The 22,949-nt window shown below is 63.2% G+C and carries 21 protein-coding genes; 12 read left to right on the top strand and 9 right to left on the bottom strand.

Translation table 11 applies throughout. The features are described from left to right. Positions 1-47: 47 nt before the first annotated feature. A complete protein-coding gene (gene metG, locus I7X09_RS07400; protein WP_095971041.1) occupies positions 48-1,646 on the bottom strand; it encodes a methionine--tRNA ligase in 1,599 nt (532 codons plus the stop codon). A 21-nt stretch (positions 1,647-1,667) separates the two neighbouring features. Here metG and I7X09_RS07395 point away from each other — a divergent pair, with 21 nt between their 5' ends. Next, entirely contained in the window at positions 1,668-2,495 is an 828-nt protein-coding gene (locus I7X09_RS07395; RefSeq protein ID WP_124567436.1) for a TatD family hydrolase, read from the top strand. A 76-nt stretch (positions 2,496-2,571) separates the two neighbouring features. Then, positions 2,572-2,961 carry a DUF6578 domain-containing protein gene (locus I7X09_RS07390; protein WP_200316248.1) on the top strand — a complete coding sequence of 130 codons (390 nt, stop codon included), beginning with the start codon at positions 2,572-2,574 and terminating at the stop codon, positions 2,959-2,961. 36 nt (positions 2,962-2,997) lie between these two features. On the opposite strand, the gene I7X09_RS07385 is transcribed toward I7X09_RS07390, so the two are convergent. Continuing rightward, the gene (locus I7X09_RS07385; protein ID WP_124567434.1) at positions 2,998-3,765 is read right to left on the bottom strand and encodes an amino acid ABC transporter ATP-binding protein; all 768 of its coding nucleotides are present in this window, start codon (positions 3,763-3,765) and stop codon (positions 2,998-3,000) included. Beyond that, on the bottom strand, positions 3,762-5,210 hold the full coding sequence (locus I7X09_RS07380) for an amino acid ABC transporter substrate-binding protein/permease (protein WP_095971037.1): 1,449 nt from the start codon (positions 5,208-5,210) through the stop codon (positions 3,762-3,764). Before I7X09_RS07380 ends, I7X09_RS07385 begins: the two co-directional genes overlap by 4 nt. A gap of 236 nt (positions 5,211-5,446) precedes the next feature. Here I7X09_RS07380 and I7X09_RS07375 point away from each other — a divergent pair, with 236 nt between their 5' ends. Genes I7X09_RS07375 through rsmA form a run of 3 tightly spaced genes read left to right on the top strand, consistent with a single transcriptional unit; the run spans position 5,447 to position 8,641 of the window. After that, complete coding sequence (locus tag I7X09_RS07375) at positions 5,447-6,571, top strand: resuscitation-promoting factor (RefSeq protein WP_095971036.1); 1,125 nt, start codon at positions 5,447-5,449, stop codon at positions 6,569-6,571. 33 nt (positions 6,572-6,604) lie between these two features. Beyond that, entirely contained in the window at positions 6,605-7,732 is a 1,128-nt protein-coding gene (locus tag I7X09_RS07370; protein ID WP_200316247.1) for a resuscitation-promoting factor, read from the top strand. Between the two features lie 9 nt (positions 7,733-7,741). Next, a complete protein-coding gene (rsmA, locus tag I7X09_RS07365) occupies positions 7,742-8,641 on the top strand; it encodes a 16S rRNA (adenine(1518)-N(6)/adenine(1519)-N(6))-dimethyltransferase RsmA (RefSeq protein ID WP_003946263.1) in 900 nt (299 codons plus the stop codon). Positions 8,642-8,699: 58 nt separating this feature from the next. Here the strand turns inward: rsmA and I7X09_RS07360 are convergent, their stop codons facing one another. From I7X09_RS07360 to I7X09_RS07350, 3 genes are read right to left on the bottom strand one after another with little or no spacing between them, the layout of a single operon-like run. Further along, a complete protein-coding gene (locus I7X09_RS07360; RefSeq protein ID WP_124567431.1) occupies positions 8,700-10,961 on the bottom strand; it encodes a heavy metal translocating P-type ATPase in 2,262 nt (753 codons plus the stop codon). Further along, positions 10,961-11,875, bottom strand: a complete 915-nt coding sequence (locus tag I7X09_RS07355; RefSeq protein WP_095971033.1) for a hypothetical protein — start codon at positions 11,873-11,875, stop codon at positions 10,961-10,963. The genes I7X09_RS07360 and I7X09_RS07355 overlap by 1 nt, the downstream gene beginning before the upstream one ends. Before the next feature lie 7 nt (positions 11,876-11,882). Beyond that, positions 11,883-12,092, bottom strand: a complete 210-nt coding sequence (locus I7X09_RS07350; RefSeq protein ID WP_095971032.1) for a heavy-metal-associated domain-containing protein — start codon at positions 12,090-12,092, stop codon at positions 11,883-11,885. Between the two features lie 314 nt (positions 12,093-12,406). Here I7X09_RS07350 and I7X09_RS07345 point away from each other — a divergent pair, with 314 nt between their 5' ends. Further along, positions 12,407-12,610: a cold-shock protein gene (locus I7X09_RS07345; protein ID WP_003946232.1), complete on the top strand. Its 204-nt coding sequence runs from the start codon at positions 12,407-12,409 to the stop codon at positions 12,608-12,610. 96 nt (positions 12,611-12,706) lie between these two features. Here I7X09_RS07345 and I7X09_RS07340 read toward each other — a convergent pair whose 3' ends face one another. Then, a complete protein-coding gene (locus I7X09_RS07340; RefSeq protein WP_124567429.1) occupies positions 12,707-13,675 on the bottom strand; it encodes a helix-turn-helix transcriptional regulator in 969 nt (322 codons plus the stop codon). A 97-nt stretch (positions 13,676-13,772) separates the two neighbouring features. On the opposite strand from I7X09_RS07340, the gene I7X09_RS07335 reads away from it, so the two are divergent. The 4 genes from I7X09_RS07335 (at position 13,773) to I7X09_RS07320 (ending at position 18,406) form a co-directional block, all read left to right on the top strand. Continuing rightward, entirely contained in the window at positions 13,773-14,765 is a 993-nt protein-coding gene (locus tag I7X09_RS07335; protein WP_200316246.1) for an ATP-binding cassette domain-containing protein, read from the top strand. 27 nt (positions 14,766-14,792) lie between these two features. Beyond that, complete coding sequence (locus I7X09_RS07330) at positions 14,793-15,569, top strand: ABC transporter permease (RefSeq protein ID WP_200316245.1); 777 nt, start codon at positions 14,793-14,795, stop codon at positions 15,567-15,569. 93 nt (positions 15,570-15,662) lie between these two features. Then, the gene (locus tag I7X09_RS07325) at positions 15,663-16,598 is read left to right on the top strand and encodes a 4-(cytidine 5'-diphospho)-2-C-methyl-D-erythritol kinase (protein WP_095971028.1); all 936 of its coding nucleotides are present in this window, start codon (positions 15,663-15,665) and stop codon (positions 16,596-16,598) included. After that, complete coding sequence (locus I7X09_RS07320; protein ID WP_003946255.1) at positions 16,598-18,406, top strand: ABC-F family ATP-binding cassette domain-containing protein; 1,809 nt, start codon at positions 16,598-16,600, stop codon at positions 18,404-18,406. Before I7X09_RS07325 ends, I7X09_RS07320 begins: the two co-directional genes overlap by 1 nt. Here I7X09_RS07320 and I7X09_RS07315 read toward each other — a convergent pair. Continuing rightward, complete coding sequence (locus I7X09_RS07315; RefSeq protein WP_200316244.1) at positions 18,403-18,900, bottom strand: TetR/AcrR family transcriptional regulator; 498 nt, start codon at positions 18,898-18,900, stop codon at positions 18,403-18,405. The genes I7X09_RS07320 and I7X09_RS07315 overlap by 4 nt on opposite strands. Before the next feature lie 273 nt (positions 18,901-19,173). On the opposite strand from I7X09_RS07315, the gene I7X09_RS07310 reads away from it, so the two are divergent. Continuing rightward, a complete protein-coding gene (locus tag I7X09_RS07310; protein ID WP_200316243.1) occupies positions 19,174-20,412 on the top strand; it encodes an HNH endonuclease signature motif containing protein in 1,239 nt (412 codons plus the stop codon). 66 nt (positions 20,413-20,478) lie between these two features. Here the strand turns inward: I7X09_RS07310 and I7X09_RS07305 are convergent, their stop codons facing one another. Continuing rightward, positions 20,479-21,969, bottom strand: a complete 1,491-nt coding sequence (locus I7X09_RS07305; protein WP_200316242.1) for an acetyl-CoA acetyltransferase — start codon at positions 21,967-21,969, stop codon at positions 20,479-20,481. Positions 21,970-22,108: 139 nt separating this feature from the next. On the opposite strand from I7X09_RS07305, the gene I7X09_RS07300 reads away from it, so the two are divergent. Next, positions 22,109-22,933, top strand: coding sequence for a helix-turn-helix domain-containing protein (locus tag I7X09_RS07300; RefSeq protein ID WP_003946247.1), 825 nt, complete (start codon positions 22,109-22,111; stop codon positions 22,931-22,933). Positions 22,934-22,949 lie beyond the last annotated feature (16 nt).

Here is a 22,949-nt window from a genome sequence, read left to right as displayed (position 1 = left end):
CCTGTAACCGGATATCTCGGACCCCACCTGCGGCACTCTCGCCTAGCTCATTCTTCGACGAAGCGGGGGAAAACTGGCGCCGGAGCAGGCAGTTTCCGGTTCGCGTCGATGCGAACCGCAATGTCGGCGAACTGACGGTTCTCTTCGCTCTGGCCGAGCAGATCGAGGATTCGCGAAGCAGCGTCGGGCATCACCGGCTGAACGAGAAGCCCGACGATGCGGACCACTTCGAGCGTCACGTACAGAACCGTCGCCATGCGTGCCGGATCGGTCTTGCGTAGAACCCACGGTTCCTGCTTGGAGAAGTACCGGTTGGTCTCGCCGAGAACGCCCCAGATGGCTTCCAACGCGAGGTGCAGAGCCTGCACGTCGAACTCGCTGCGGCACTTGGCAAGCAAGGCGTCCGCCGACGCCAGCATCGCCAGGTCGTCCTCGGTGAACTCGCCGGGGGTGGGGACCTGGGCGTCGCAGTTCTTCGCGACCATCGTCAGTGAACGCTGCGCGAGGTTGCCCAGTTCATTGGACAGGTCTGCGTTCATACGTGTCACGATTGCTTCGTGGCTGTAGCTGCCGTCCTGGCCGTACGAAATCTCGCGGAGCAGGAAGAAACGGACCGCGTCGAGGCCGTACTGATCGACCATCGCGATGGGGTCGACGACGTTGCCGACGGACTTCGACATCTTCTCGCCCTTGTTGTACAAGAACCCGTGGACGAAGACCCGCTCCGGTAGTTCGATGCCCGCAGACATGAGGAACGCCGGCCAGTACACGGTGTGGAACCGCGTGATGTCCTTGCCGATGATGTGCAGGCTCGCGGGCCAGAACTTCTCGAACTCCGCCGAGTCGACGTTCGGGTAACCCACGCCGGTCAGGTAGTTGGTGAGCGCGTCGACCCAGACGTACATGACGTGGTCGGAGTCGCCGGGAACCTCGACGCCCCAGTCGAACGTGGTGCGTGAGATCGACAGGTCCTTGAGGCCGCCCTTGACGAAGCTGACGATCTCGTTGCGGCGCGTCGTGGGGGCGATGAATTCGGGGTGCTCTTCGTACAGCGCGAGGAGGCGGTCCTCGTATGCCGAGAGTCGGAAGGTGTAGTTCGACTCCTCGGTCCACTCCACGGGCGTGCCGGTCTCGGTGGACTGACGTGTGCCGTCCTCCAGCAGTGTGGTCTCGGCTTCGGTGTAGAAAGCCTCGTCACGAACCGAGTACCACCCCGAGTACGTGTCGAGGTAGATGTCGCCCGACGCGGCCATCTTCTCCCAGATCGCCTTGCTGGCCACCTGATGATCCGCGTCGGTGGTGCGGATGAACCGGTCGTACGAGATGTTCAGGACCTTGTCGAGGTTCTGGAACACGTCGGAGTTCCGGGCCGCGAGTTCGCGGACGTCGATGCCCTCTTTGATCGCTGTCTGCTGCATCTTCAGACCGTGCTCGTCGGTGCCGGTCATGAAGAACACTTCATGTCCGTCCAACCGCTTGAAGCGGGCGAGCGCGTCCGAGGAGATGTACTCGTACGCGTGGCCGATGTGCGGAGCGCCGTTGGGATACGCGATCGCTGTCGTGATGTAGAACGGCGGTCGTTCCGCGCCTTCCTGGGCGGCGGAGTCCGGGCGCGGGGTCTGGGAGGGTGAGGCAGGCACAGTCATGGTGCGCTTACTCTATCGGGCGTGAGCAAAGACCGTCCCGCCCCCGATGCCCCTGAGCCCTTGTCGCCTCTGATCGACGCCCATACGCACCTCGACGCGTGTGGTGCGCACGATGCTGCGACCGTGGCCGAAATAGTCGATCGAGCCGAGGCCGTCGGCGTCGGACGAGTCGTCACGGTGGCCGACGACCTTGATGCCGCGCGATTTGCAGTCGAAGCGGCTCATTGGGATTCGAGAGTCTACGCAGCCGTCGCAATCCATCCGACCAGGGCAAACGTTCTCGATGCCGGCACGCGAGCCGAGATCGAGCGGTTGGCGGCCGATCCACGAGTCGTTGCAGTGGGGGAGACGGGGCTCGACCTCTACTGGCCCGGCAAGCTCGAGGGGTGCGCCACCATCGAGGAGCAGGTCGACGGTTTCCGGTGGCACATCGATCTGGCGAAGCGTCTCGGTAAGACGCTGATGATTCACAATCGCGAAGCCGATCAGGATTTGCTGCGGGTGCTGCACGAGGAAGGCGCGCCGGAGACCGTGGTCTTCCACTGCTTCTCCTCCGATTCGGAGATGGCCCGTGCATGCATCGACGCGGGCTACGTGTTGAGTTTCTCGGGGACCGTGAGTTTCAAGAATGCGAAGGCGCTGCGTGAGGCCGCGCTGTTGGTGCCCTCGGATCAGCTGATCGTCGAGACGGACGCGCCGTTCTTGACGCCGCACCCGTTCCGCGGCGCCCCCAACGAGTCGTACTGCCTGCCGTACACGGTGCGCGCACTCGCGGACATCCGCGGCGAGGATCCGCAGGCGCTGGCCGCAGCGTCCACGGCGACAGCGGAGCGCGTGTACAAGCTCTGACGCTATTGTGGTCTGACAGGTAACTCCGCGCCCGGGACCGTCGTGTTCCGGTTCGTCTACTGCGCGGAGTATTCAGATGGATGACTACAACGTGGTCACAGTCCGCATCGAAACGTGGGAATTCGAGTGCTGTGCACCGTTACCGGTGGTCGGCAAAAAATCTTGGTGGGCTTTGCACCCGATTCAGAAGTCGCTGTGGTTCGACGGGTCGGTTCATGGAGGAATCTATCCCGACGAGGTGGAACCTACGGCCGGGATCGTTCGTTCGATCCGGCTCGAGCGCGGTGAATTTCTCGAAAAAGGGTCCGGGCGCTGGTTGTTGGTGCCTGGGAGCATCGATCTTGTTCGAGTCGAGAAGGTCCCACGGTCTTTTCGCGGCATGTCATCACTGGTTGCCGGTCGTCGTGGCTGGATGGAGACGGCCGTTGTGGTCGAATTGGCCACCGCCCGTGCGCCTTTCCGGTAGTCCCCACTACCGAAAAGGCACACAGGGGGCTTGGCCCTAGAGGACCTTCGCCAGGAAGTCCTGGGTGCGTTGCTGCTGGGGGTTGCCGAACAGGCTCTCCGGCTTACCTTCTTCGACGATGTATCCGTCGGCCATGAAGATGACACGATCGGAAACCTCACGGGCAAAGCCCATCTCGTGCGTCACGACGACCATGGTCATGCCCTGCTCGGCGAGGTCGCGCAGCACCTGCAGAACCTCACCCACCATCTCCGGGTCGAGGGCGCTGGTGGCCTCGTCGAACAGCATGATGTCCGGGCTCATGGCCAGCGCGCGGGCGATGGCGACTCGTTGCTTCTGCCCACCGGACAGGCTGGCGGGCTTGGCATCTGCCTTCTCTGCCAGGCCGACCTGGCCGAGCAGTTTGACGGCGATCTCGCGGGCCTGTTCCTTGGTCGATCGCCCGGTCTGTACCGGAGCGAGCATCACGTTTTCGACGACGCTCATGTGGGGGAACAGGTTGAAGTGCTGGAACACCATCCCGATGTGCTGGCGAACCTTGTCGATGTCGACGTCCTTGTTCGTGAGGTCGAACTGGTCGACGCGCACGGATCCGGCGGTGATGTCTTCGAGGCGGTTGAGGCAGCGCAGGAAGGTGGACTTGCCCGAACCGGAAGGTCCGATGACGCAGACCACTTCACCGCTCTTGATGTCGACGTCGAGGCCTTTGAGAACCTCGTTGTCGCCGAAGGACTTCTTCAGTCCCTTGACCGAAATCTTGACCTCGGTGTCTGACTTGCCCATGTTGACGGCTGTTTCGGTCACTTGTTGATCCTCTTCTCGAGGCGGTTCGACAGCTTGGTGAGCGCCATGATGATGATGAAGTACATGACGCCGATGATCAGCCACATGTTGAACGACTGGAAGTTGCGCGCGATGATGATGCGCCCTGTCTGAGTGAGCTCGGCGAGTCCGATGACCGACAGGATCGACGTGTCCTTGAGGGTGATGACGAACTGGTTGATGTACGACGGGATCATCGTGCGAATTGCCTGCGGCATGATGACTTTTCGCATCGACTTCATGTAGCTGATGCCCAGGCTTCGTGACGCTTCCATCTGTCCCTTGTCGACGGACAGGATGCCGCCGCGGACGATTTCAGCCATGTACGCGCCGGCGTTGAGCGAGAGCGTGATGATGCCTGCGGTGAAGGCGGACATCTGGAAATGCAGGGCTGCCGGGATGCCGAAGTAGATGAAGAATGCCTGCACCAACAGCGGTGTGCCGCGGAAGATGTCGACGTAGGTCGTGCCTATTCCGCGGACGAACACGTTGGTCGATACGCGGCAGAGGCCGAAGATCGCACCGAGAACCAGAGCGATCGCGATCGAGACGACCGAGAGAACGATCGTCAGCCACAGACCTTTGAGGAGTTGGGGGTAGGTGCTTTTGATCAAGCCGATGATCGAGTTGTCCGACGTCGATGCGCCCTGGCCGAGGTAGGTCGAGACGATCTCGTCGTACTGGCCGTCGTCGCGCAGGTTCTGCAGACCGGCGTTGAACATCTGGAGCAGTTCGGCGTTCTGGCCCTTGTTGACTGCGAAGCCGTAGCTCGCGCCCACCTCTTTTTCGGTGACCGTCTTGAGGCCGTTGCCCTGGGTGATGCCGTAGGCGAGGACGGGGTAGTCGTCGAAGACTGCGACGGAGTTTCCGGTGCGGACCTCGTCGTACATGCTGGCGGAGTCGGCGAAATAGACTGTGGTGAAGCCGTATTGGTCCTTGATGGACTCTGCGAAGCTGGCGCCCTCGGTGCCGTTCTTGACGGCGACGCGCTTGCCTTTCAGGTCTTCGTACGACTTCACGTCGTTGTCGGTCTCGAGAACTGCCATCTGGACGCCGGACTCGAAGTACGGGTCGGAGAAGTCGAACACCTGCTTGCGGGCGTCGGTGATGGACATGCCGGCGATGACGCCGTCGGCCTGTCCCGCCTGCACGGCCTGAAGCGCAGCGTCGAAGCCGAGCTGCTTGATGTCGACCTTGAAACCTTGATCCTCGGCGATCGCGTTGAGCAGGTCGATGTCGATGCCGACGAGTTTGCCGTCTTCGTTCTCGAATTCGAACGGGGCGAATGTCAGATCGGTGGCGATCGTGTAGGTGCGTCCGGGTTGCGCGCTCGCTATTCCTGGGGCGAACAGCGCTGCGATCAGCGCCAGCAGGATGGCCAGGATCGGCCACCTGGCATTACGTGGTCTGTCGAATCTTCTTCGCACTATCGCCCAGCTTTCTTCTGTCGCGCCCGGGATCGCCGGACTGCTTTGAACCAGACGAGAACATACTGCGCCCAGAGCTGAATCGATACACGGGTATCGGAGCCGGAAAGTGCAGAACACACGACACGCCGTTGCCGTTCCGTGACAAAAGTCGCATTTCGTTGTGATTTGGTTGCCGATGCAACGCTCGGTCGTTACCGTATTGTGATCGAACGTCGTCTGCCTTGGGATTTCCTGTGTCGCCTTTTGCCAAGATCAACTCCACGAAGTCACCACTTCTCTATTCAGTGGTGGGTGCGTTGCTTCTGACGCTCATCGTCGGAGGTGCGCTCGCCGTGGTTCGGCACAAGACGATCACCCTCGACGTCGACGGCGACATGATCTCGCTGTCCACGATGTCGAGCAGCGTCGGTACCGCCCTCGAGGACGCCGGATACCCGGTCGATCCCAAGGATGCTCTCGCACCCAGCGCCGATTCCTCCCTGTCCGACGGCGATACCGTCGTTTTGCGCCGTGCCCGTGAGTTGGCTCTGACCGTCGACGGCCAGCCGACCACAATCTGGACCACCGCATTGACGGTCGACGAGGCACTCAAGCAGGTCGATGTTTCCGACGACTTCGCAGTCTCGGCTTCGCGCTCGCATCGTCTGCCCCTCGAACGTACCGAGCTCGACGTCGTCAGCCCGAAGACCGTCAGCGTCAGCGACGGTGGCGCTCCCGCGGCGGAGATCAAGCTCGCCGCCGTGACCGTCGGTGATCTTCTCGCGGCCAAGAATGCGCCGCTCGAGCAGGCAGACTCGGTTGTTCCCACCGCTGACACACCCGTTACCAACGGCCTGACCATCCAGGTCACCCGCGATCGCACGGACACCCGCGTCGAGACGCAGCCGATCGCGCCGCCGGAGAACAAGGTCGAAGACCCCGAGCTCGAGAAGGACAAGACCGTCGTCGAGAACCCGGGTGTTCCGGGTGAGCGCACGGCCACCGTCGAGGTCAAGACCGTCAACGGCGTCGAGGCCGGGCGAACCGAACTGTCCGCGACCGTGATCAAGGAACCCGTCGCAGCAGTGGTGAAGGTCGGTACCAAGCAGGCTTCCGCTCCTGCCGTTTCCAACGCGTCGACGTGGGACTCCATTGCGCAGTGTGAAGCGACCGGAAACTGGGCCATCAACACCGGCAACGGTTTCTACGGAGGACTTCAGTTCACCCAGAGCACCTGGGAAGCATTCGGCGGCGGTCAGTACGCAGCTCGCGCCGACCTCGCATCACGTGAACAGCAGATCGCGATCGGCGAGAAGGTCCGCGCCGGTCAGGGCTGGGGTGCGTGGCCGTCCTGCACCAGCAAATTGGGCCTGCGCTGACGCGGCCTCACTCCACACAGAACTCAGGAACCCATGTCACCGTTCGCCAAGATCAACTCGACCAGGTCGCCGTTGTTGTACTCGGTGATCGCCGCGCTTCTCCTGACGGTTCTCGTGGGTGGCGTTCTGGCCGTCGTCCGGCACAAGACCATCACCCTCGACGTCGACGGTGAACAGATCCGCCTGAGCACCATGTCGACCAACGTCGACGGCGCTCTCGAGGATGCGGGTTACCCGATCGGTGACAAGGACGCAGTTGCTCCCGCGGCCGACGCGTCACTGTCCGACGGCGACACCGTAGTGCTCCGTCGCGCTCGTGAGATCACGCTGACGGTCGACGGTCAGCCGCAGAAGCTCTGGACCACTGCCTTGACCGTTGACGATGCGCTCAAGCAGTTGGACGTCGCGGCGGATGTGCACGTGTCGGCGTCGCGCTCGCAGCGTCTTCCGCTCGACGGCGCTGCACTCGATGTCCTGTCACCGGTCGTCGCAAAACTGGTCGACGGCGCAAACGCAGCAGCAGACGTGCGTATCGCAGCGCCCACGGTCGGGGAGTTCCTCACCGCCAACGGCACCCCGCTCGAGCAGTCGGACACCGTGGTTCCGGCTGCCGACGCTCCGCTGACCGAGGGCCTCGAGGTCACGGTGACGCGCAACCGCACCGAGAACAAAGTCGAGACCTTGCCGCTCGATCCGCCGGATCAGCGCATCGAGGATCCGACGATGAACCAGAGCCGGACGATCGTCGAGAACCCGGGGGTTCCAGGCGTGCGTGACGTGACGTTCGCCGTGAATCTCGTCAACGGTGTCGAGGCCGGACGTACACAGGTATCGGAGACGATCACCACACCGGCGCAGCCGAAGGTCGTGCGTGTCGGAACGAAGCCGGGCACCGAGGTGCCGCCCGTGGAGAACGGTGCGACGTGGGATGCGCTTGCACAGTGCGAAGCCACCGGCAACTGGGCTATCAACACCGGCAACGGTTTCTACGGCGGCGTGCAGTTCGATCAGAACACGTGGGAACGGCAGGGCGGGTTGAAGTATGCGCCTCGCGCCGACCTCGCAACCCGCGAAGAGCAGATCGCGATCGCGACGCAAACGCAGCGCACTCAGGGCTGGGGCGCATGGCCGTCGTGCTCGGGTCGCCTCGGACTGGGATAAGTTCTACTGGTGTCAGACGCCGAACAATCGAACGAACCCATCGCTACTCCGCGCGGGCAGGCAGCCCTGCTCGGTCCGGTCGAGGTGCGCGCTCTTGCCGAGGAATTCGGTGTCCGGCCCACGAAACAGTTGGGGCAGAACTTCGTTCACGACGCCAATACCGTGCGGCGCATCGTCACCACGGCAGGCGTCACACGTGACGACGTCGTTCTCGAGGTAGGGCCTGGTCTCGGTTCGCTGACGATGGCGCTGATGGACGTGGTCGATCGGGTCATCGCAGTCGAGATCGATCCCAACCTCGCGGCTCGCCTGCCGAAGACGGTGGCCGAGCGAGCGCCGGAGTTGGCCGATCGCCTGACCGTCGTCGAAGCCGACGCGATGCGTGTGTTGCCTTCGCAGATTCCCGGCGAGCCGACCGCGCTGGTCGCGAACCTGCCGTACAACGTCGCGGTGCCGGTGTTGCTGCACCTGTTCGCCTCGTTGCCGAGTTTGCGGACCGCACTCGTGATGGTGCAGGCCGAGGTAGCCGATCGCCTGGCGGCTGATCCGGGAAGCAAGATCTACGGTGTTCCCAGCGTCAAGGCCAACTTCTTCGGCGAGGTTCGCCGCGCCGGTGCCGTCGGACGCAACGTCTTCTGGCCGGTGCCCAAGGTCGAATCCGGTCTGGTTCGTATCGACCGGTACGCGGAGCCGCCGTGGCCGATGGACGAGAAGCACCGCAAGCAGGTTTTCGCGGCGATCGACGCCGCATTCGCGCAGCGCCGCAAGACTTTGCGTGCCGCGCTCAGTGGTTGGGCAGGTTCGCCCGCCGAAGCCGAACGACGGCTCCTCGCTGCCGGTATCGAGCCACAGACGCGTGGCGAGATGCTCGACGCGGCAGCCTTCGTTCGGCTGGCTGGAGGCGAATAGCCCCGTGCGCGGTTAAGGAGTGCAGGGACTCCCTAACCGCGCACAGGGGGCTTGCCCCCTATTTGAACCGCCGCAACCTCAGGCTGTTGCTCACCACGAACACACTGCTGAATGCCATTGCGGCACCGGCGAGCATCGGGTTGAGTAGGCCGGCCGCGGCCAGCGGGATCGCAGCCGTGTTGTAGGCGAAGGCCCAGAACAGGTTGCCCTTGATGGTCTTGAGCGTCTTGCGGGACAGTCGAATTGCATCGGCTGCTGACCGCAGGTCACCGCGCACCAGGGTGATGTCGCTGGCCTCGATTGCAACGTCGGTGCCCGTGCCCATTGCCAGACCCAGATCTGCCTGAGCGAGGGCTGCCGCGTCGTTCACGCCGTCGCCGACCATGGCCACGACGCGTCCTTCCGCCTGCAGTTTCTTGACGGCGTCGACCTTGTCGGCCGGCATGACCTCGGCGAAGACGGTGCTGATCCCGACCTGATCCGCCACGGTGCGGGCAACAGTGGCGTTGTCGCCGGTCAGCAGGACCGGTTCCAGGCCGAGTGCCTTCAACTGCGCGATTGCTTCGGCACTTGTGTCCTTGACCGCGTCGGCGATCACGAGGACGCCCCGTGCCTGGCCGTCCCAGCCCACCGCGATTGCGGTCCGCCCGGCCTTCTCTGCTTCAGCTTTCGCCTCACGGAGATTTTCCGGCAACGGCATCGACCAGTCGGCCAGCAGTGCGTCTCGGCCGGCGACGACGGCATGACCGTCGACCATTCCCTGCACGCCGCGTCCGGCGACGTTCACGAAGTCCTCGACCGGAGGCAACTCGCCCACGACTTCGGTCGCGCCCTTCGCGATTGCTGCTGCGATGGGGTGCTCGGAGCGATGTTCGAGGGCGCCGGCCAGCCGAAGCACCTCGTCGACGGTTGTACCTTCGCCGACCACGGTGTCGAGCAATGTCATTTGACCGGTGGTGACGGTTCCCGTCTTGTCGAGCACGACGGTGTCGACTGCCCGGGTCGATTCGAGTACCTCGGGACCCTTGATCAGGATTCCCATCTGGGCTCCGCGGCCGGTGCCCACCAACAGGGCTGTGGGCGTTGCCAATCCGAGGGCACAGGGGCACGCGATGATCAGCACGGCGACAGCAGCAGTGAAGGCCATCTCGATGGGGTTGCCGGTACCGAGCCAGTAGCCCAGGGTCGCAACGGCAATCGCGATGACGACCGGTACGAAGATGCCGGCGATTCGATCGGCGAGGCGCTGAACTTCGGCCTTGCCGTTCTGTGCGTCTTCGACCAGTGCCGCCATCTGGGCGAGTTGGGTGTCGCTCCCGACGCGGGTTGCCTCGACGGTCAAGGTTCCGCCGACGTTGACGGTTGCACCGACGACAGTGTCCCCGACACCGACTTCCTCCGGCACGGATTCGCCGGTCAACATGCTCATGTCGACGGCTGAGTGGCCTTCGACGATGATGCCGTCGGTGGCGATCTTCTCGCCGGGCCGAACGATGAAGGAGTCGCCCGCTGTCAGTTCTTCGGCGGGGATTCGTACTTCCACACCGTTTCGCAATACCGCGACGTCTTTCGCGCCGAGTTCCATGAGCGCGCGTAGTGCGGCCCCGGACGTGCGCTTGGACTTGTGCTCGAAGTAGCGTCCGGCCAGCACGAACGTGATGACGCCCGCGGCAACCTCGAGGTAGATGTTGGCGCTGCCGTCCATCCGGTCGACCGTGAGTCTGAAGGCGTGTTTCATCCCTGCTTCGCCCGCGGTGCCGAAGAACAGTGCATAGAGGGACCAGATGAATGCCGAGATGGTGCCCAGGGATATGAGCGTGTCCATCGTGGCGGCGCCGTGACGCAGGTTGACCCATGCGGCCCGGTGGAAGGGCAGGGCTGCCCACACGATGACCGGTGCGGCCAGCGTGAGGGAGAGCCACTGCCAGTTGTCGAACTGGAGCGCGGGAATCATCGCCATCGCGATGACCGGGACGGAGAGAAGGGTCGAGATGATCAGGCGCGCGCGAAGCTCGCGCAGATCGCGGTCCTGCGGTGTTTCCGCATCCGGGTCGACGGTGTCAGTCGAGCTGGGCGGCTTGGGGAGAGCGGCGGCGTAGCCGGCGTTCTCGACGGCAGCCACCAACTCCTCGACGGGTACCCCGTCCGGGAAGGTGACCTTGGCCTTTTCCGTCGCGTAGTTGACGGTGGCCGTGACGCCGTCGATCTTGTTGAGTTTCTTCTCGATTCGTGACGCGCAGGAGGCGCAGGTCATCCCGGTGATCGCGAGTTCGACGCTGCTCGAGTTGGCAGCATTGTCGACCGCAGTCGGTGACGTCATCAGTGCCCTCCCTCGTGATTGTCTGGAACTGAAGCTGTGGAAGTGCCTGCATCAACGGTGAATTCGGCGGTGCGAACCACACCCTTGTGCTGGAAGTCGAGGAACAGTCGGTAGGTGCCTTCGCTCGGCGCCTGCGCGTGGAAGGAAATGTCCGGACCAGGAGCTGTGACGCCGTCGCCCGGCTCACCCTCGGGGTGCACGTGCAGATAGGCGAGGTCGCCGGTGCGCAGAGCCACAAGGTGACCGTAGGCGCCGAGGTACGGGTCGAGATCGGTGACCGGGGCTCCGTCGCGAGCAACGCTCAGCGTGATCGGGCCGCCGGCAGTGCTCAGATCACCGTCGAGAGTCACGGTGTATCCGTCGACAGTTGCGGTCGCGCTCTTCGCCGGCAACGGCGCAGGAGTGAATTCGCCTGCCACGTCGAAGTTTCGGCCGAGTGTCAGTTGGGTCCCGTCGGTGGGATCGAAGTCCGCGAACACCCGGTAGGTGCCGGCGACGGGCCAGGTCCAGTCGATCGACCAGGTGCCGTCAGCGGCGAGTGAAGGATGTACGTGGCGAAATTCGCTCGTGTCGTTTCGGACGACGATGAGGTGGAGCTTCTTCTCGTGCAGGAGGTCGAAATCGACGACGGGTGCGTTGTTGCCGTCGAGAATCCGGAATGCCAACGTTCCCTGCTCCCCGGCCCGACCGGGTGCGGTCACTTCGGTGAGTGTGTATCCGCCGGAGGAGACTTCGAGTCCTGCGGGTGTTGCGGAATCCATGCCTGGCATCGATTCGGTGGTTGATTCGTGGGTGCTGTGCTGGGTGGTGGACATGTCTATCGGGCTTCCGATTGCGGCCCCCACGCCGAGGGCGGCGCCGAAGACGGCGACCAACCCTACGGCGTAGGCGGCAAGTGTTGTCGAGGTGCGCACGGCTGACTCAGCTTGGTACGACTGTGTAGCCGGCTTCGTCGACTGCTGCGACGACGTCGGCTGCGGAGACAGGAGCATCGCTGGTGACGACGACGCGTCCGCTCGCCAATTCGACATCCACCGCGGTGACGCCCGCGATGTTGCCGATCTCTTCCTTGACGGATCCGACGCAGTGTCCGCAGGTCATTCCGGAAACGGTGTATTCGGCGGTGGTCATCGCAGATCCTTTCGGTTGTGGAAAACTCATTTTACGGATACCCGGTGTAGGTATCGCTCTGCATCTGAAGGTACCCCCAGGGGGTATGCCTGTCAACGGCTTGGGCAGTGACGAAGGCCTCAGGGAAGACAACACGGCGGATGTGTGGTCTACTTGTGTTGGTCGTAAGTGTTTGTGTTTGTGTTTCCACGCTCGCAAATGGTTAGGTTGCGAGCGTTTGGACATCCTCCACGGATTTGTCTCAGAACGGTCGTAGTAAGTGACCCGGGCGGTCGAAGCGACTGCCTGTTGACACTGTGTTAGAGGAGATTTACATGGCAGAGGGCATCGTGAAGTGGTTCAACTCCGAGAAGGGGTTCGGCTTCATCGCTCCCGAAGACGGCAGTGCTGACGTCTTCGTTCACTACTCCGAGATCCAGAGTGGCGGCTTCCGCACTCTCGAGGAGAACCAGCGCGTGGCGTTCGAGATCGGTCAGGGCAACAAGGGCCCGCAGGCCACCGGCGTTACCATCGTCTAAGACGTCCATGTAAGTCGGGCAACCGACGCATGACGTACTGACAAGACCCCAGCTCTTCGGAGTTGGGGTCTTGTTGTATTTTGCGCGAAAGTGCTGTCATGCATTGAGATACCGCTGAGCGGCCACTGCCGTTTCCGCCGCGATCGTGCGGCATTCCTCACGGAGTTCAGGTGGATTCACCACCGTGAAATCGGCGTCGAAGGCCCTGAGCCACTGTGCGATCGACCGCAGGGAAGTTCCCGAAAGCACTATGACGCAACGGCCTTCGTCGGTGGACTCCACTGATCCCCACTGTTCACTGACCATGGGTGCAATCTGCTCGATGGGTGCATGCAGTAGAACTGTTGCGCGCGTGGAGGAATAGGCACGAGCAACACCGCGCGAGACGAAGTCTGCTGCGCCCCCGGCCGGTAGGTCCCGGGGCGTGAATCGTGGACCGGTAGGGATCTTGGGTTCCATTCTGTCGACGCGAAACGACCGCCAGTCTTCGCGAGCGAGATCCCAGGCCACCAGGTACCACCGAACTCCCGACCGCACGAGTCGGTACGGTTCCACCTCGCGCCGGCTCTGCGTCCCGTCGTGCGTGCTGTAGTCGAACCTCAGGCGTTCGTGGTTGTGGCACACCGACGCGATGGCGGACAGGACCGACGCATCGACTGCGCTCGCTGCCGGCTCTCGCGGCACCACGTCGATCGACAGGGACTCCAGACGGTGCCGCAGTCTCGACGGCATGATCTGTCGTAATTTCGCGAGCGCGCGCATCGAAGCCTCGCCGATGCCGACCACGGATCCGGTCGCCCCGGACTGCAGAGAGAGCGCCACCGCGAGCACTTCCTCGTCATCGAGCTGAAGCGGAGGCATTTCCGCACCGGCTCCCAGGCGATATCCACCGCCGACGCCGACCGTCGCGTCGACTGGATATCCGAGATCGCGGAGGCGGTCCACGTCCCGGCGCACAGTGCGCGGGGTGATCGCGAGCTTGTCTGCGAGTTCGGCACCGGACCAGTCTCGACGCGTCTGGAGCAGTGACAGCAACCGCAGTAGGCGAGCCGATGTCTCCTTCATGGAAGGAAGTCTGCCAAACATTTAGGACCGTATGAGTCCGCAATTGATTTTAGGTTGGTCCACATCCGACCAGCCGAGAAGAAATTGGGGCCACATCATGAGTCGCGGAAACGACAGACCGATGATCGAGACGAAGGCGCTCACCAAGCACTTCGCCCAGGGTAGGAAGCTCGTGGAAGCCGTCAAGGGGGTCACCCTCGACGTCGCGGAGGGTGAGTTGGTTGCCTTGCTGGGACCGAACGGCGCCGGAAAATCGACGACGTTGCGCATGCTGACCACCTTGCTCGAGCCCACGTCCGGAAGTGCGCGGATCGCAGGCTTCGACATCGCTGCGGCGCGAAACGAAGTGCGCTCCAGCCTCGGATACGTCGGTCAGGGGAACGGCGCCGGCCATAACCAGCGGGTTCGCGACGAGTTGGTGACGCAGGGACTGTGCTACGGAATGTCGAAGGGTGACTCGCAGGTCCGGGCCGACGAGCTGCTGGGTGATCTCGAACTCACCGATCTGGGCACTCGAAAGGTCAGTACATTGTCCGGCGGGCAGCGACGGCGGCTCGATATCGCGCTGGGTCTGGTTCATCGCCCTCCACTGCTTTTCCTCGACGAACCCACTACGGGGATGGACCCGCAGAGCCGGGCCAACCTCTGGGACCACATTCTCCGGTTGCGGCGAGAGATGGGCACCACGATCGTGCTGACCACGCACTATCTCGAAGAAGCGGATTCGATGGCAGAGCGGGTCATCGTCATCGACGAAGGCACAGTCATCGCCGACAACACTGCCACCGCACTCAAAGCGGATCTTGCAGGAGACCATCTTCTGCTCACCTTCGACAGCACCGAGGCGGCCGGCGTCGCAGCGTCGGTGGCCGAGCAACTTGTCACCGTTCGTGAAGTCGCCGTCGACGCAAACGTGGTGAGTATTCGTGCGGGCGAGGGTGATTCGACGCTGCCGGTGTTGTTGCGTCAAGCGGATGCCCGCGGTGCACGCGCTCTCACCGCCGACATCACCAGGCCGACTCTCGACGACGTCTTCCTCACCCTCACCGGCCGCAGTCTGCGCGAGAGCGCCGCCGCAGTCGCTCCCTAGAACCACTACGACGAACAGGAATCTGCCATGACAATCACACTCGACGCCCCACGTACCGTGCACGGCAACATTGTTCGAGACAGCGCAATAGTGATGGGCCGTGAGCTGCGCCCGATGTTGCGTGACCCGGTCAGCGTCATCTTCAGCCTCGTTCAGCCGCTGATCCTGCTGGCGTTGTTCGGGCCTCTGCTCAAAGGGGTCCCGGGTACCGGTGACGGCGTGTGGAATTGGTTCATTCCCGGTGTACTGGTGATGATCGCGATCTTCGGAACGACGATGACCGGTTCCAACCTTCTGATGGAGATGCAGCAGGGGTCGCACGAGCGCATGCTGGTGACTCCGCTCAGACGCTCGTCGTTGCTGATCGGGAGGGCGTGCAAGGAGATGGTTCCGCTTGCCGCGCAGGCGATTCTGATCATCCTGGTCGCGTTACCACTCGGATTGGACGTCAACGCAGCGGGCGCCGCACTCGGGATCGTCCTGCTCGGAGTGTTCGGCGTCGGACTCGGTGCGCTCTCGTATGCTCTCGCTCTGGCTGTGCAGGAGCAGGATTGGATGTTCTGGGTCGTTCAGCAGACGCTGATGTTCCCGCTCCTGATCCTGTCGGGAACCATGCTTCCGCTCGACGACGCGCCGGGTTGGATGAAGGTCCTCGTGAACATCAATCCGCTGGGCTATGTCGTCGACGCCGAGCGGGCACTGTTTGCCGGTGACTTCGCGTCGGGCGGCGTTCTGGCGGGAATAGTGGCCGCTGTGGGCGTTGCGGTCGTCGGTCTGGGCGTAGGTGTGCGCGCGGTGAAATAGCGTGGGTGTGTCGGCTGTCGGACGGGGCGCGGCGGACGGCGCCCCGGTCGCAGGTTTTCGCCCAGGTGTTCGCAGCGCCTATTGTTGTTCCTTGTGCTCTCCGTCGTTCCCCGCCCCGTAGTTGTCCGGGCCCCGTCCAAGGTGAATCTCCACCTTGCCGTCGGGGACCTGCGCGACGACGGTTATCACGAACTGACGACGGTGTTTCAGGCATTGTCGCTGGCAGACACGGTCACGGTGGCGCCTGCCGACACCCTGACCGTGCGGGTGATCGGCGACGACGCCGCGGCTGTGCCTACCGATCGCACCAATCTCGTCTGGCGTGCCGCTGAGATGCTCGCCGTCGAGGGTGGAGTGGCCCCGAACGTTGAGATCGTCATCGAGAAAGGCATTCCCGTCGCGGGCGGAATGGCCGGCGGGAGCGCCGACGCAGCCGCCGCGTTGGTTGCGCTCAACTCTTTGTGGAAGCTCGACTTCTCGCGACCTGATCTCGATGCCTTCGCGGCACGGCTCGGGAGCGACGTTCCGTTCTCCCTGCACGGTGGCACCGCGCTCGGAACCGGCCGCGGCGAACAACTTGTCCCCGTCTTGACTCGCCATACCTTTCACTGGGTATTGGCGCTGGCCAAGGGCGGCTTGAGTACGCCCGTCGTGTTTCGAGAACTGGACAAGCTGCGGGCCGAAGGTTCTCCGAAACGGTTGGGGAGCGCCGACGCCTTGATTCAGGCGCTCACCACCGGTGATGCTCATCTGCTCGCCCCGCTCCTCGGCAACGACCTGCAGGCGGCAGCGCTCTCACTCAACCCGGATCTACGACGGACGCTGCGAGCGGGCGTCGAGGCCGGAGCTTTGGCCGGGATCGTCTCCGGCTCCGGACCGACATGCGCGTTCCTCTGCGCGGACGCACAGTCTGCGGTGGAAGTGAGCGCAGAACTTGCGGGAGCGGGGGTGTGCCGCACCGTTCGCGTGGCGAGCGGACCCGTTCCCGGAGCACGAATACTCGACAATGCGGCAAAGGGACAGCACTGATGGCGAATCTGATCAATCTGGAAAACGTGTCGAAGTCGTTCGGCGTCAAGCCGTTGCTCGACGGAGTCTCTCTGGGCGTCGAGGAAGGCGAGCGCATCGGCGTGGTCGGCCTCAACGGCGGCGGCAAGACGACGATGCTCGAAGTCCTCGCGGGTGTGGAGCAGCCGGATTCGGGACGCGTCAGCCGCGTAGGCGGATTGCGCATGGCCGTCGTGACCCAGCGCGGAGTACTGCCTCCTGGCTCCACGGTCGGTGAAGTGGTCCTGGGGCCGCTCGGGGTAGCTCAGCACGAGTGGGCCGGTGATGCGCGCATCCGTTCGGTGCTCTCCGGAATCGGTATCGACAACCTGGGCGCCGGCGGCGAGCGGTCCGCATTGGACGCCAAGGTCGACGGACTGTCCGGCGGTGAGCGCCGCCGCGTCGCATTGGCCGCGGCTCTCGTTCAGGACCTCGATCTGCTGGTGCTCGACGAGCCCACCAACCACCTCGACGTCGAAGGTGTTCAGTGGTTGGCCGAGCACCTCGTTTCACGTCGCAGCGCGCTTGTCGTCGTGACCCACGATCGCTGGTTCCTCGATACCGTCGCCACCCGCACCTGGGAGGTTGTCGGTGGCGGCGTCGAAAGCTACGAGGGTGGCTACAACGACTGGGTGTTCGCCCGCGCCGAGCGCTCGCGTCAGGCCGACGCCTCCGAAGAGCGTCGACGCAATCTTGCGCGCAAGGAGCTCGCTTGGCTGCGCCGTGGTGCTCCCGCCCGTACGTCCAAGCCGAAGTACCGCATCGAAGCCGCGGAAGCCCTGATCGCCGACGTTCCGGCGCCTCGTGACGCGGTGGCACTTGCGTCGTTCGCCCAGCGTCGACTCGGCAAGGTTGTCATCGAACTCGAAGACGCGCGTCTGGAGACCCCCGACGGCCGCGTACTCGTCGAGGATCTGACCTGGCGTCTTGCTCCGGGCGAGCGTGTCGGCCTGGTCGGCGTCAACGGCTCGGGTAAGACAACGCTGCTGCGGACCCTGGCCGGCGAACTCGAGCCGGCAGCAGGCAAGCGCATTCAGGGGCAGACAGTCCACATCGGTTGGCTCAAGCAGGAACTCGACGATCTGCCGACCGACATGCGCGTACTCGACGCAGTCAAGGATGTAGCCGAGCGAATCACGTTGGGTGACAAGGAAGTATCGGCCGGTCAGCTGGCCGAGCGCTTGGGCTTCACGCCCGCCCGCCAGCGCACGCCAGTCGGAGATCTCTCCGGTGGTGAGCGACGACGCCTGCAGCTGACGCGTGTCCTCATGGCCGAGCCCAACGTCCTGCTTCTCGACGAGCCGACCAACGATCTCGACATCGACACGTTGCAGCAACTCGAGGATCTGCTCGACGGTTGGGCGGGCACCATGGTTGTCATCTCGCACGACCGGTACCTGATCGAGCGCATCTGTGACACCACCTGGGCTCTCTTCGGTGATCGCAAGCTCACCAACCTGCCCGGCGGTATCGAGGACTACCTGCGTCGACGTGCTGCGATGGGGGATGGTGACAATCCGTCTGTGGCTTCGACCGCGAGCGGTGCGTCGAAGAGCAAGCAGGTTCGCGACGGCGCTGCGGATCGCGCTGCACGCAAGGAGCTTTCGAAGCTCGAGCGGTCGATCGCGAAGTTCGACGACCGTGAGAAGAAGCTGCACGCTTCCCTCGCCGACGCGGCCACCGACCCGGACAAGCTGCAGAAGCTCGGCGCCGAACTCAAGCAGGTCATCGCTGACAAGGAAGCCGCCGAAGAGCAGTGGATGGAGCTGTTCGCGGAGCTGGACGGCTAGGGGAGCTTCGTCCCGAACTTCTCGAAGATTCGCTCTGGGTCCACGGTCTCCGGTTCTTGCCTGCGCAGCAGTGCGTCCAGAACGAGGCCGTCCAGCGCCGCGACCAACTCCGTTGCATTGGACGAGGTCATGCCGCGTTCGACCAAGATGTCGACAAACCGATCCCGACCACGCACCAGTTCCACTGCGAGGTCGGGATCGTGGAATGACGCGACGACCAGTTCGTAACGTGCCCGGGTGCGGCTGGATTCGGGGCCCAGCCATCGGGCTACCTGTTGCTTCGGCGTCTCGCCCGGTCGAGGGAGATCGCCGTCCAAAAGGTGTTGCACCACTTCGGAGATCAGTCCGCGTTGGTTCGCGAAGTAGTGCCGCGCGCTGCCGTGTGGCATGCCTGCCTCGTCTTCGACACCTCTCATCGACCATGCTCGAAACCCCACCCGGCCCAGCAGGTCAAGCCCGGCGTCCAGAAGTGCTTCTCGCGTCGATTTCTCCACGCAGAGAAGATACCGTGATACGTTCTTCTCCACGTGGAGAAGTTGTTGAACTGGGTCGAACTCATCGGGGGTGAAGCATGGTCGTCTTTTTCGACATCCTGCTCGTGCTGTGCGTTGTCGCGATTGTACGTTTCGCGGGGTATGTCTTCTATCGCGTGATATTGGACGACTAGGTGAATGGTGATGTACTTCAACAGGTCTCGAGTCTCCGTGCTCTCGAAGTTGTCCGCTTTGTCTCTGGTTATCGAAAGTATGTTCGATTAAGATTTCGGTATGGACAGCCGGGATGCGTGGCAGCTGGATGGTGAGGACCTCAAAGGTGAGGTTCTCGATCTGGTGCGTGTCCGGCACGAGTTGCAGTCGCGGATGGTGTTGCTGATCGTGGAGATGTTTTCCCGGGAGGTTCTCGGTGGGAAGGGTTTTCGGGCGATCGCGCAGTGGTTGCACGGGTCGACGAATCTGGAGATCGGTGAGTGCAGTCTGCTGGTGGGCCTGGCGCGGTTGCTGATGCTCGAACCGGTGGTGGGCGATGCGTTTCATCGCGGTGATGTGGATGCGTTGAAGGCGCGGCAGGTGGCGTCGTTTTGTCAGCATCCGCCGAAGAACATGACCCCGGCCGATGTGGACAAGGCGCGCGGGATCCTGCTCGGCCTGGCGTCGAAGAACATCGCGGATTGTGATGCGGTGCGGGCGGCGATCCGCCGAATCGAGAAGCAGTACGGAAAGCGTGAGGACGGGGTCCCGGTCGGCGAAGACTCTGAGCGTAACGAGTTCTACGCCTCGAAAGGCCTTTACGGGCGGGTGACGGTCAAGGGTGACTTGGATGCGGTGAACGGGGCCCGTCTGATCACCTTGTTGTCGAGCCTGTCCGCTCCGACACCGGAGAAGGACGGCGTCAAAGACACCCGCACTCCGGCATTACGGCGTGCGGATGGGTTTTGTGAGTTGTTGCGGCGGTACGAGCGGGCGGGGTTGGGTCCGATCGAAGGTGGGGTGAAACCGCACATCACGGTCACGGCCAGTGCGAAAGACATGACAGATCTGCAAGCTTTGAAAGACCTCCTGCCGTCGACTCAGGAACTGGGGTTCGCGTGGACGGATTGGGTGGGCCCGATCAGTATCGACACCGCCCGGATGCTGGCGTGCGACTGCACGGTCACGCGGATTTTGTTGGACGAGAATGGTGTTCCGCTCGACTGCGGTAAGGAAGCGAGAACTGCGACGGTGCCGCAAAGGCGAGCATTGGCCGTCCGGGATGGTGGGTGCGCGTTTCCGGGGTGTGCGACTCCGTCGGGGTGGTGCGATGCTCACCATATCGTTCATTGGAACGATGGTGGCCCAACAGATCTCGATAATCTGATCTTGTGGTGCGGCCACCATCACCGGACGCTGCACCACACGCAGTGGAGAGTGGAAATCGGCCCCGATCGGAAGTCGGTGTTCTATCCGCCGATGTCGATCGACCCGTATCAGCAGCCGATCGGCGGGAACAGTCCACCTACCGCGGCGTGAACCGCGACAACCGAAGACATGAGCACCGGGGCGCAATCATGCCCCGGTGCTCACGGCTGTCTGCCGTCAGAACGTAAGCGTGAGTCGCCCGTTCTCGTCGCTGATATGAACGGTCCGCCCGATGGCCGGAGGGTTGTCGCCGCGAAGCTGGGTCAGTTCGGCGGCATTCTCGGGACCGGTATGCCCAGCGACGCGCCGGCCGTCCGGCGTTGTCGCGATCACGAATCCGATCTCAGGCTCCCCGGTGCGACCGTATTCGACTGAGGCCGTGACGATTTCTGCAGTGCCCTCGTAGTCAGTGATCAGTTCCGGAGCCTCCGCGGTCAAAGCTCGTGCGTCGGGATCGCCGACGTACCCGTCGGCATGAGCGGCGGCCGACATCAGAACGCAGTGCTGGTAGGTGAGGAATCCACCGTTGCCGTGGACGAGAGCGAGGTTCGCGCCGTCGCGAATTCGCCGGGTGACCTCGGCGACGGAATGTAGCGTGTAGCTGTTCAGTGGTCCGCCGAAGAACGAGTGACCGCCGGTGACGCTCGGGATCGCGGTATCGGGAAGTCCGAGTTCTCGGATCAACAGCTTGGGCACGATCGGGAAGCAGCTGTAGGCATCGACGATGTCGAGTGCGTCGGCGCCGACTCCGGCACCGTCGAGTGTGCGATGGACGGCGTCATGCATTGCAGCTGAACTGTCGAAGCTGTTGCGGCTGAGGATGTCCAACGGATCGCTGGCACCTGCGCCGCCCCAGAGGTAGACGAGCTTGCTCTCGTCCATGCCGAGTTCGAGGGCCATCGACAACGAACAGACGACAACGGCCGCAGCCTGATTGACGAAGGGCATGGCGTTGAGCATCAGTGGGTACGGTTCGGAGACCATCCGATTGCCCGGACCGACGGTGCCGATCTCTTCTGCCGATCGGATCTCCGACGTCCAGGAGGCAGGATTCTTCGACGCCAGTTCCGAGAATGCGGCATACATCCGCGCGGACCAGTCGAGCGATTCGCGGGCGCCGTTGCCCTCGGCAGCACTGAAACAGTTCTCGAAGAGCGGGTAGACGCGCGTCGGCACGATGAAACCAGCGCGCTGCATTTCAGGGCTTCCCAGGTCGGCCGGATCGAATCCGGGAGGCCCACCCGGTGCTGCCGTCCACCCGATCGAGTCAGGGGTGACTCCCGACTTTCGTAGCGCAGTGCTGCTGGCATGCGATTCGCCACCCACAAGCAGAGCAGCCGAGGATTCACCGCGGGCGATGGACGCGCCGATCCGATCGAGGAGCGCCGCGGGCCAGTGGCCACCGATCGGAGAGGTAGACGTGACCGTGGGGGTCGCACCTAATCGTGAGGCAAGCAGCCCGGGGAGGTCGTCGTACGACCAGCTGACGGTCTTGATTGCGAACACGGAATCGATCTGGGTTCCCAGTTCGGCGTGTCCACTGTCGTTCAAGGCGGCGACGGTGGCGTCGTGAATCAGATCGAGAGGTTCGCGGTGCCCGTCGGCTGGGTTCCAGCGCAGATCACCGACGCCGACGATGACCGGGATTCGTGATGCGTCAACCATCATGTACCTCTCGTTGCCGACCCGTAGCCGGGAGTTGACGTCACGATATCGGTGCCCGCAGTATCTGTAACTCGCGGGTCACAGTCAACATTTTTCGGGTTCCTATTTAGGTATGCCTAACGAAAGTCCTATACTCGTCATCATGACAGCTGTGGCAGAGAGAATTTCGGTGCCCGTGGGGCCGCGTTCCATCGATCACCCCTACTCGATGACAACGGTGACTCTGAAGCTCTCTCACCAGCGGCAGTGGGCCCCGCATCGTCATCCAGAGCACGAGCTGATCTGGGGAAACTCCGGCGGAATGCTCACGGTTGTGGCTGACGGCATCACGTGGGAGGTGCCGCCGTCGGCAGGACTGTGGTTGCCTGCCGGTGCGTTACATGCCGTGAAGGCCGGCCCTGGTACCGAGTTCTTCTGCACCTACTTCCGGCCTGAGGCGCACGCCGCGCCCTCGGGTGTTCCCGGTTTGTTCGGAGTCAGTGCTCTCCTACGTGAGGTACTCCTGCACATGCATCGACGGAACATGCCCGACGAGGCCCGTAGTCGCGCGGAGCGAGTGGCCTTCGACATGCTGCAGCCGCTCGAGGTTGCTGCCGTGGAGGTGCCGATGCCGACCGATCCGCGAGCACTCTTCGTCGCCGAAGCGTTGGTCGCCAATCCGGCAGACCAGCGCTCGCTGTCGGAATGGGCGCTGACGGCTGGCGGTAGTGTCCGGACCTTGACGCGCGTGTTCGCGCAGGGTACGGGAATGACGTTTGCGCAGTGGCGAATTCAGGTTCGTGTCCGCGCGGCGCTGACGTATTTAGCTGCTGGAGTGCCGGTTTCGGTGGTCAGTAGGCGAGTCGGGTACGAAACCCCGAGTGCTTTTGTCGCCGTGTTCCGCCGAGTCACCGGCCGTACACCCGGCAGCATGATGAACAAGGGGAGTGTGGCTCCCGAATCGGTGCCGTACCTTCTGCACGCGTGAGTTGGGTTGCACCGGC

The sequence above is a fragment of the Rhodococcus sp. P-2 genome (assembly GCF_016598535.1).
GTDB classification, from domain to species: Bacteria; Actinomycetota; Actinomycetes; order Mycobacteriales; family Mycobacteriaceae; genus Rhodococcus_F; species Rhodococcus_F baikonurensis.
The sequence above is the reverse complement of the archived record's forward strand: the minus strand, read 5'-3'. Positions and strand labels throughout refer to the sequence as shown.

What these genes read in the sequence shown, in the direction of transcription:
- metG (WP_095971041.1), bottom strand. Translation starts at nt 1,646, where the DNA reads ATGACTGTGCCTGCCTCACCCTCCCAGACCCCGCGCCCGGACTCCGCC.
- I7X09_RS07390 (WP_200316248.1), top strand. Translation starts at nt 2,572, where the DNA reads ATGGATGACTACAACGTGGTCACAGTCCGCATCGAAACGTGGGAATTC.
- I7X09_RS07370 (WP_200316247.1), top strand. Translation starts at nt 6,605, where the DNA reads ATGTCACCGTTCGCCAAGATCAACTCGACCAGGTCGCCGTTGTTGTAC.
- I7X09_RS07360 (WP_124567431.1), bottom strand. Translation starts at nt 10,961, where the DNA reads ATGACGTCACCGACTGCGGTCGACAATGCTGCCAACTCGAGCAGCGTC.
- I7X09_RS07350 (WP_095971032.1), bottom strand. Translation starts at nt 12,092, where the DNA reads ATGACCACCGCCGAATACACCGTTTCCGGAATGACCTGCGGACACTGC.
- I7X09_RS07345 (WP_003946232.1), top strand. Translation starts at nt 12,407, where the DNA reads ATGGCAGAGGGCATCGTGAAGTGGTTCAACTCCGAGAAGGGGTTCGGC.
- I7X09_RS07340 (WP_124567429.1), bottom strand. Translation starts at nt 13,675, where the DNA reads ATGAAGGAGACATCGGCTCGCCTACTGCGGTTGCTGTCACTGCTCCAG.
- I7X09_RS07335 (WP_200316246.1), top strand. Translation starts at nt 13,773, where the DNA reads ATGAGTCGCGGAAACGACAGACCGATGATCGAGACGAAGGCGCTCACC.
- I7X09_RS07330 (WP_200316245.1), top strand. Translation starts at nt 14,793, where the DNA reads ATGACAATCACACTCGACGCCCCACGTACCGTGCACGGCAACATTGTT.
- I7X09_RS07320 (WP_003946255.1), top strand. Translation starts at nt 16,598, where the DNA reads ATGGCGAATCTGATCAATCTGGAAAACGTGTCGAAGTCGTTCGGCGTC.
- I7X09_RS07310 (WP_200316243.1), top strand. Translation starts at nt 19,174, where the DNA reads ATGGACAGCCGGGATGCGTGGCAGCTGGATGGTGAGGACCTCAAAGGT.
- I7X09_RS07305 (WP_200316242.1), bottom strand. Translation starts at nt 21,969, where the DNA reads ATGATGGTTGACGCATCACGAATCCCGGTCATCGTCGGCGTCGGTGAT.
- I7X09_RS07300 (WP_003946247.1), top strand. Translation starts at nt 22,109, where the DNA reads ATGACAGCTGTGGCAGAGAGAATTTCGGTGCCCGTGGGGCCGCGTTCC.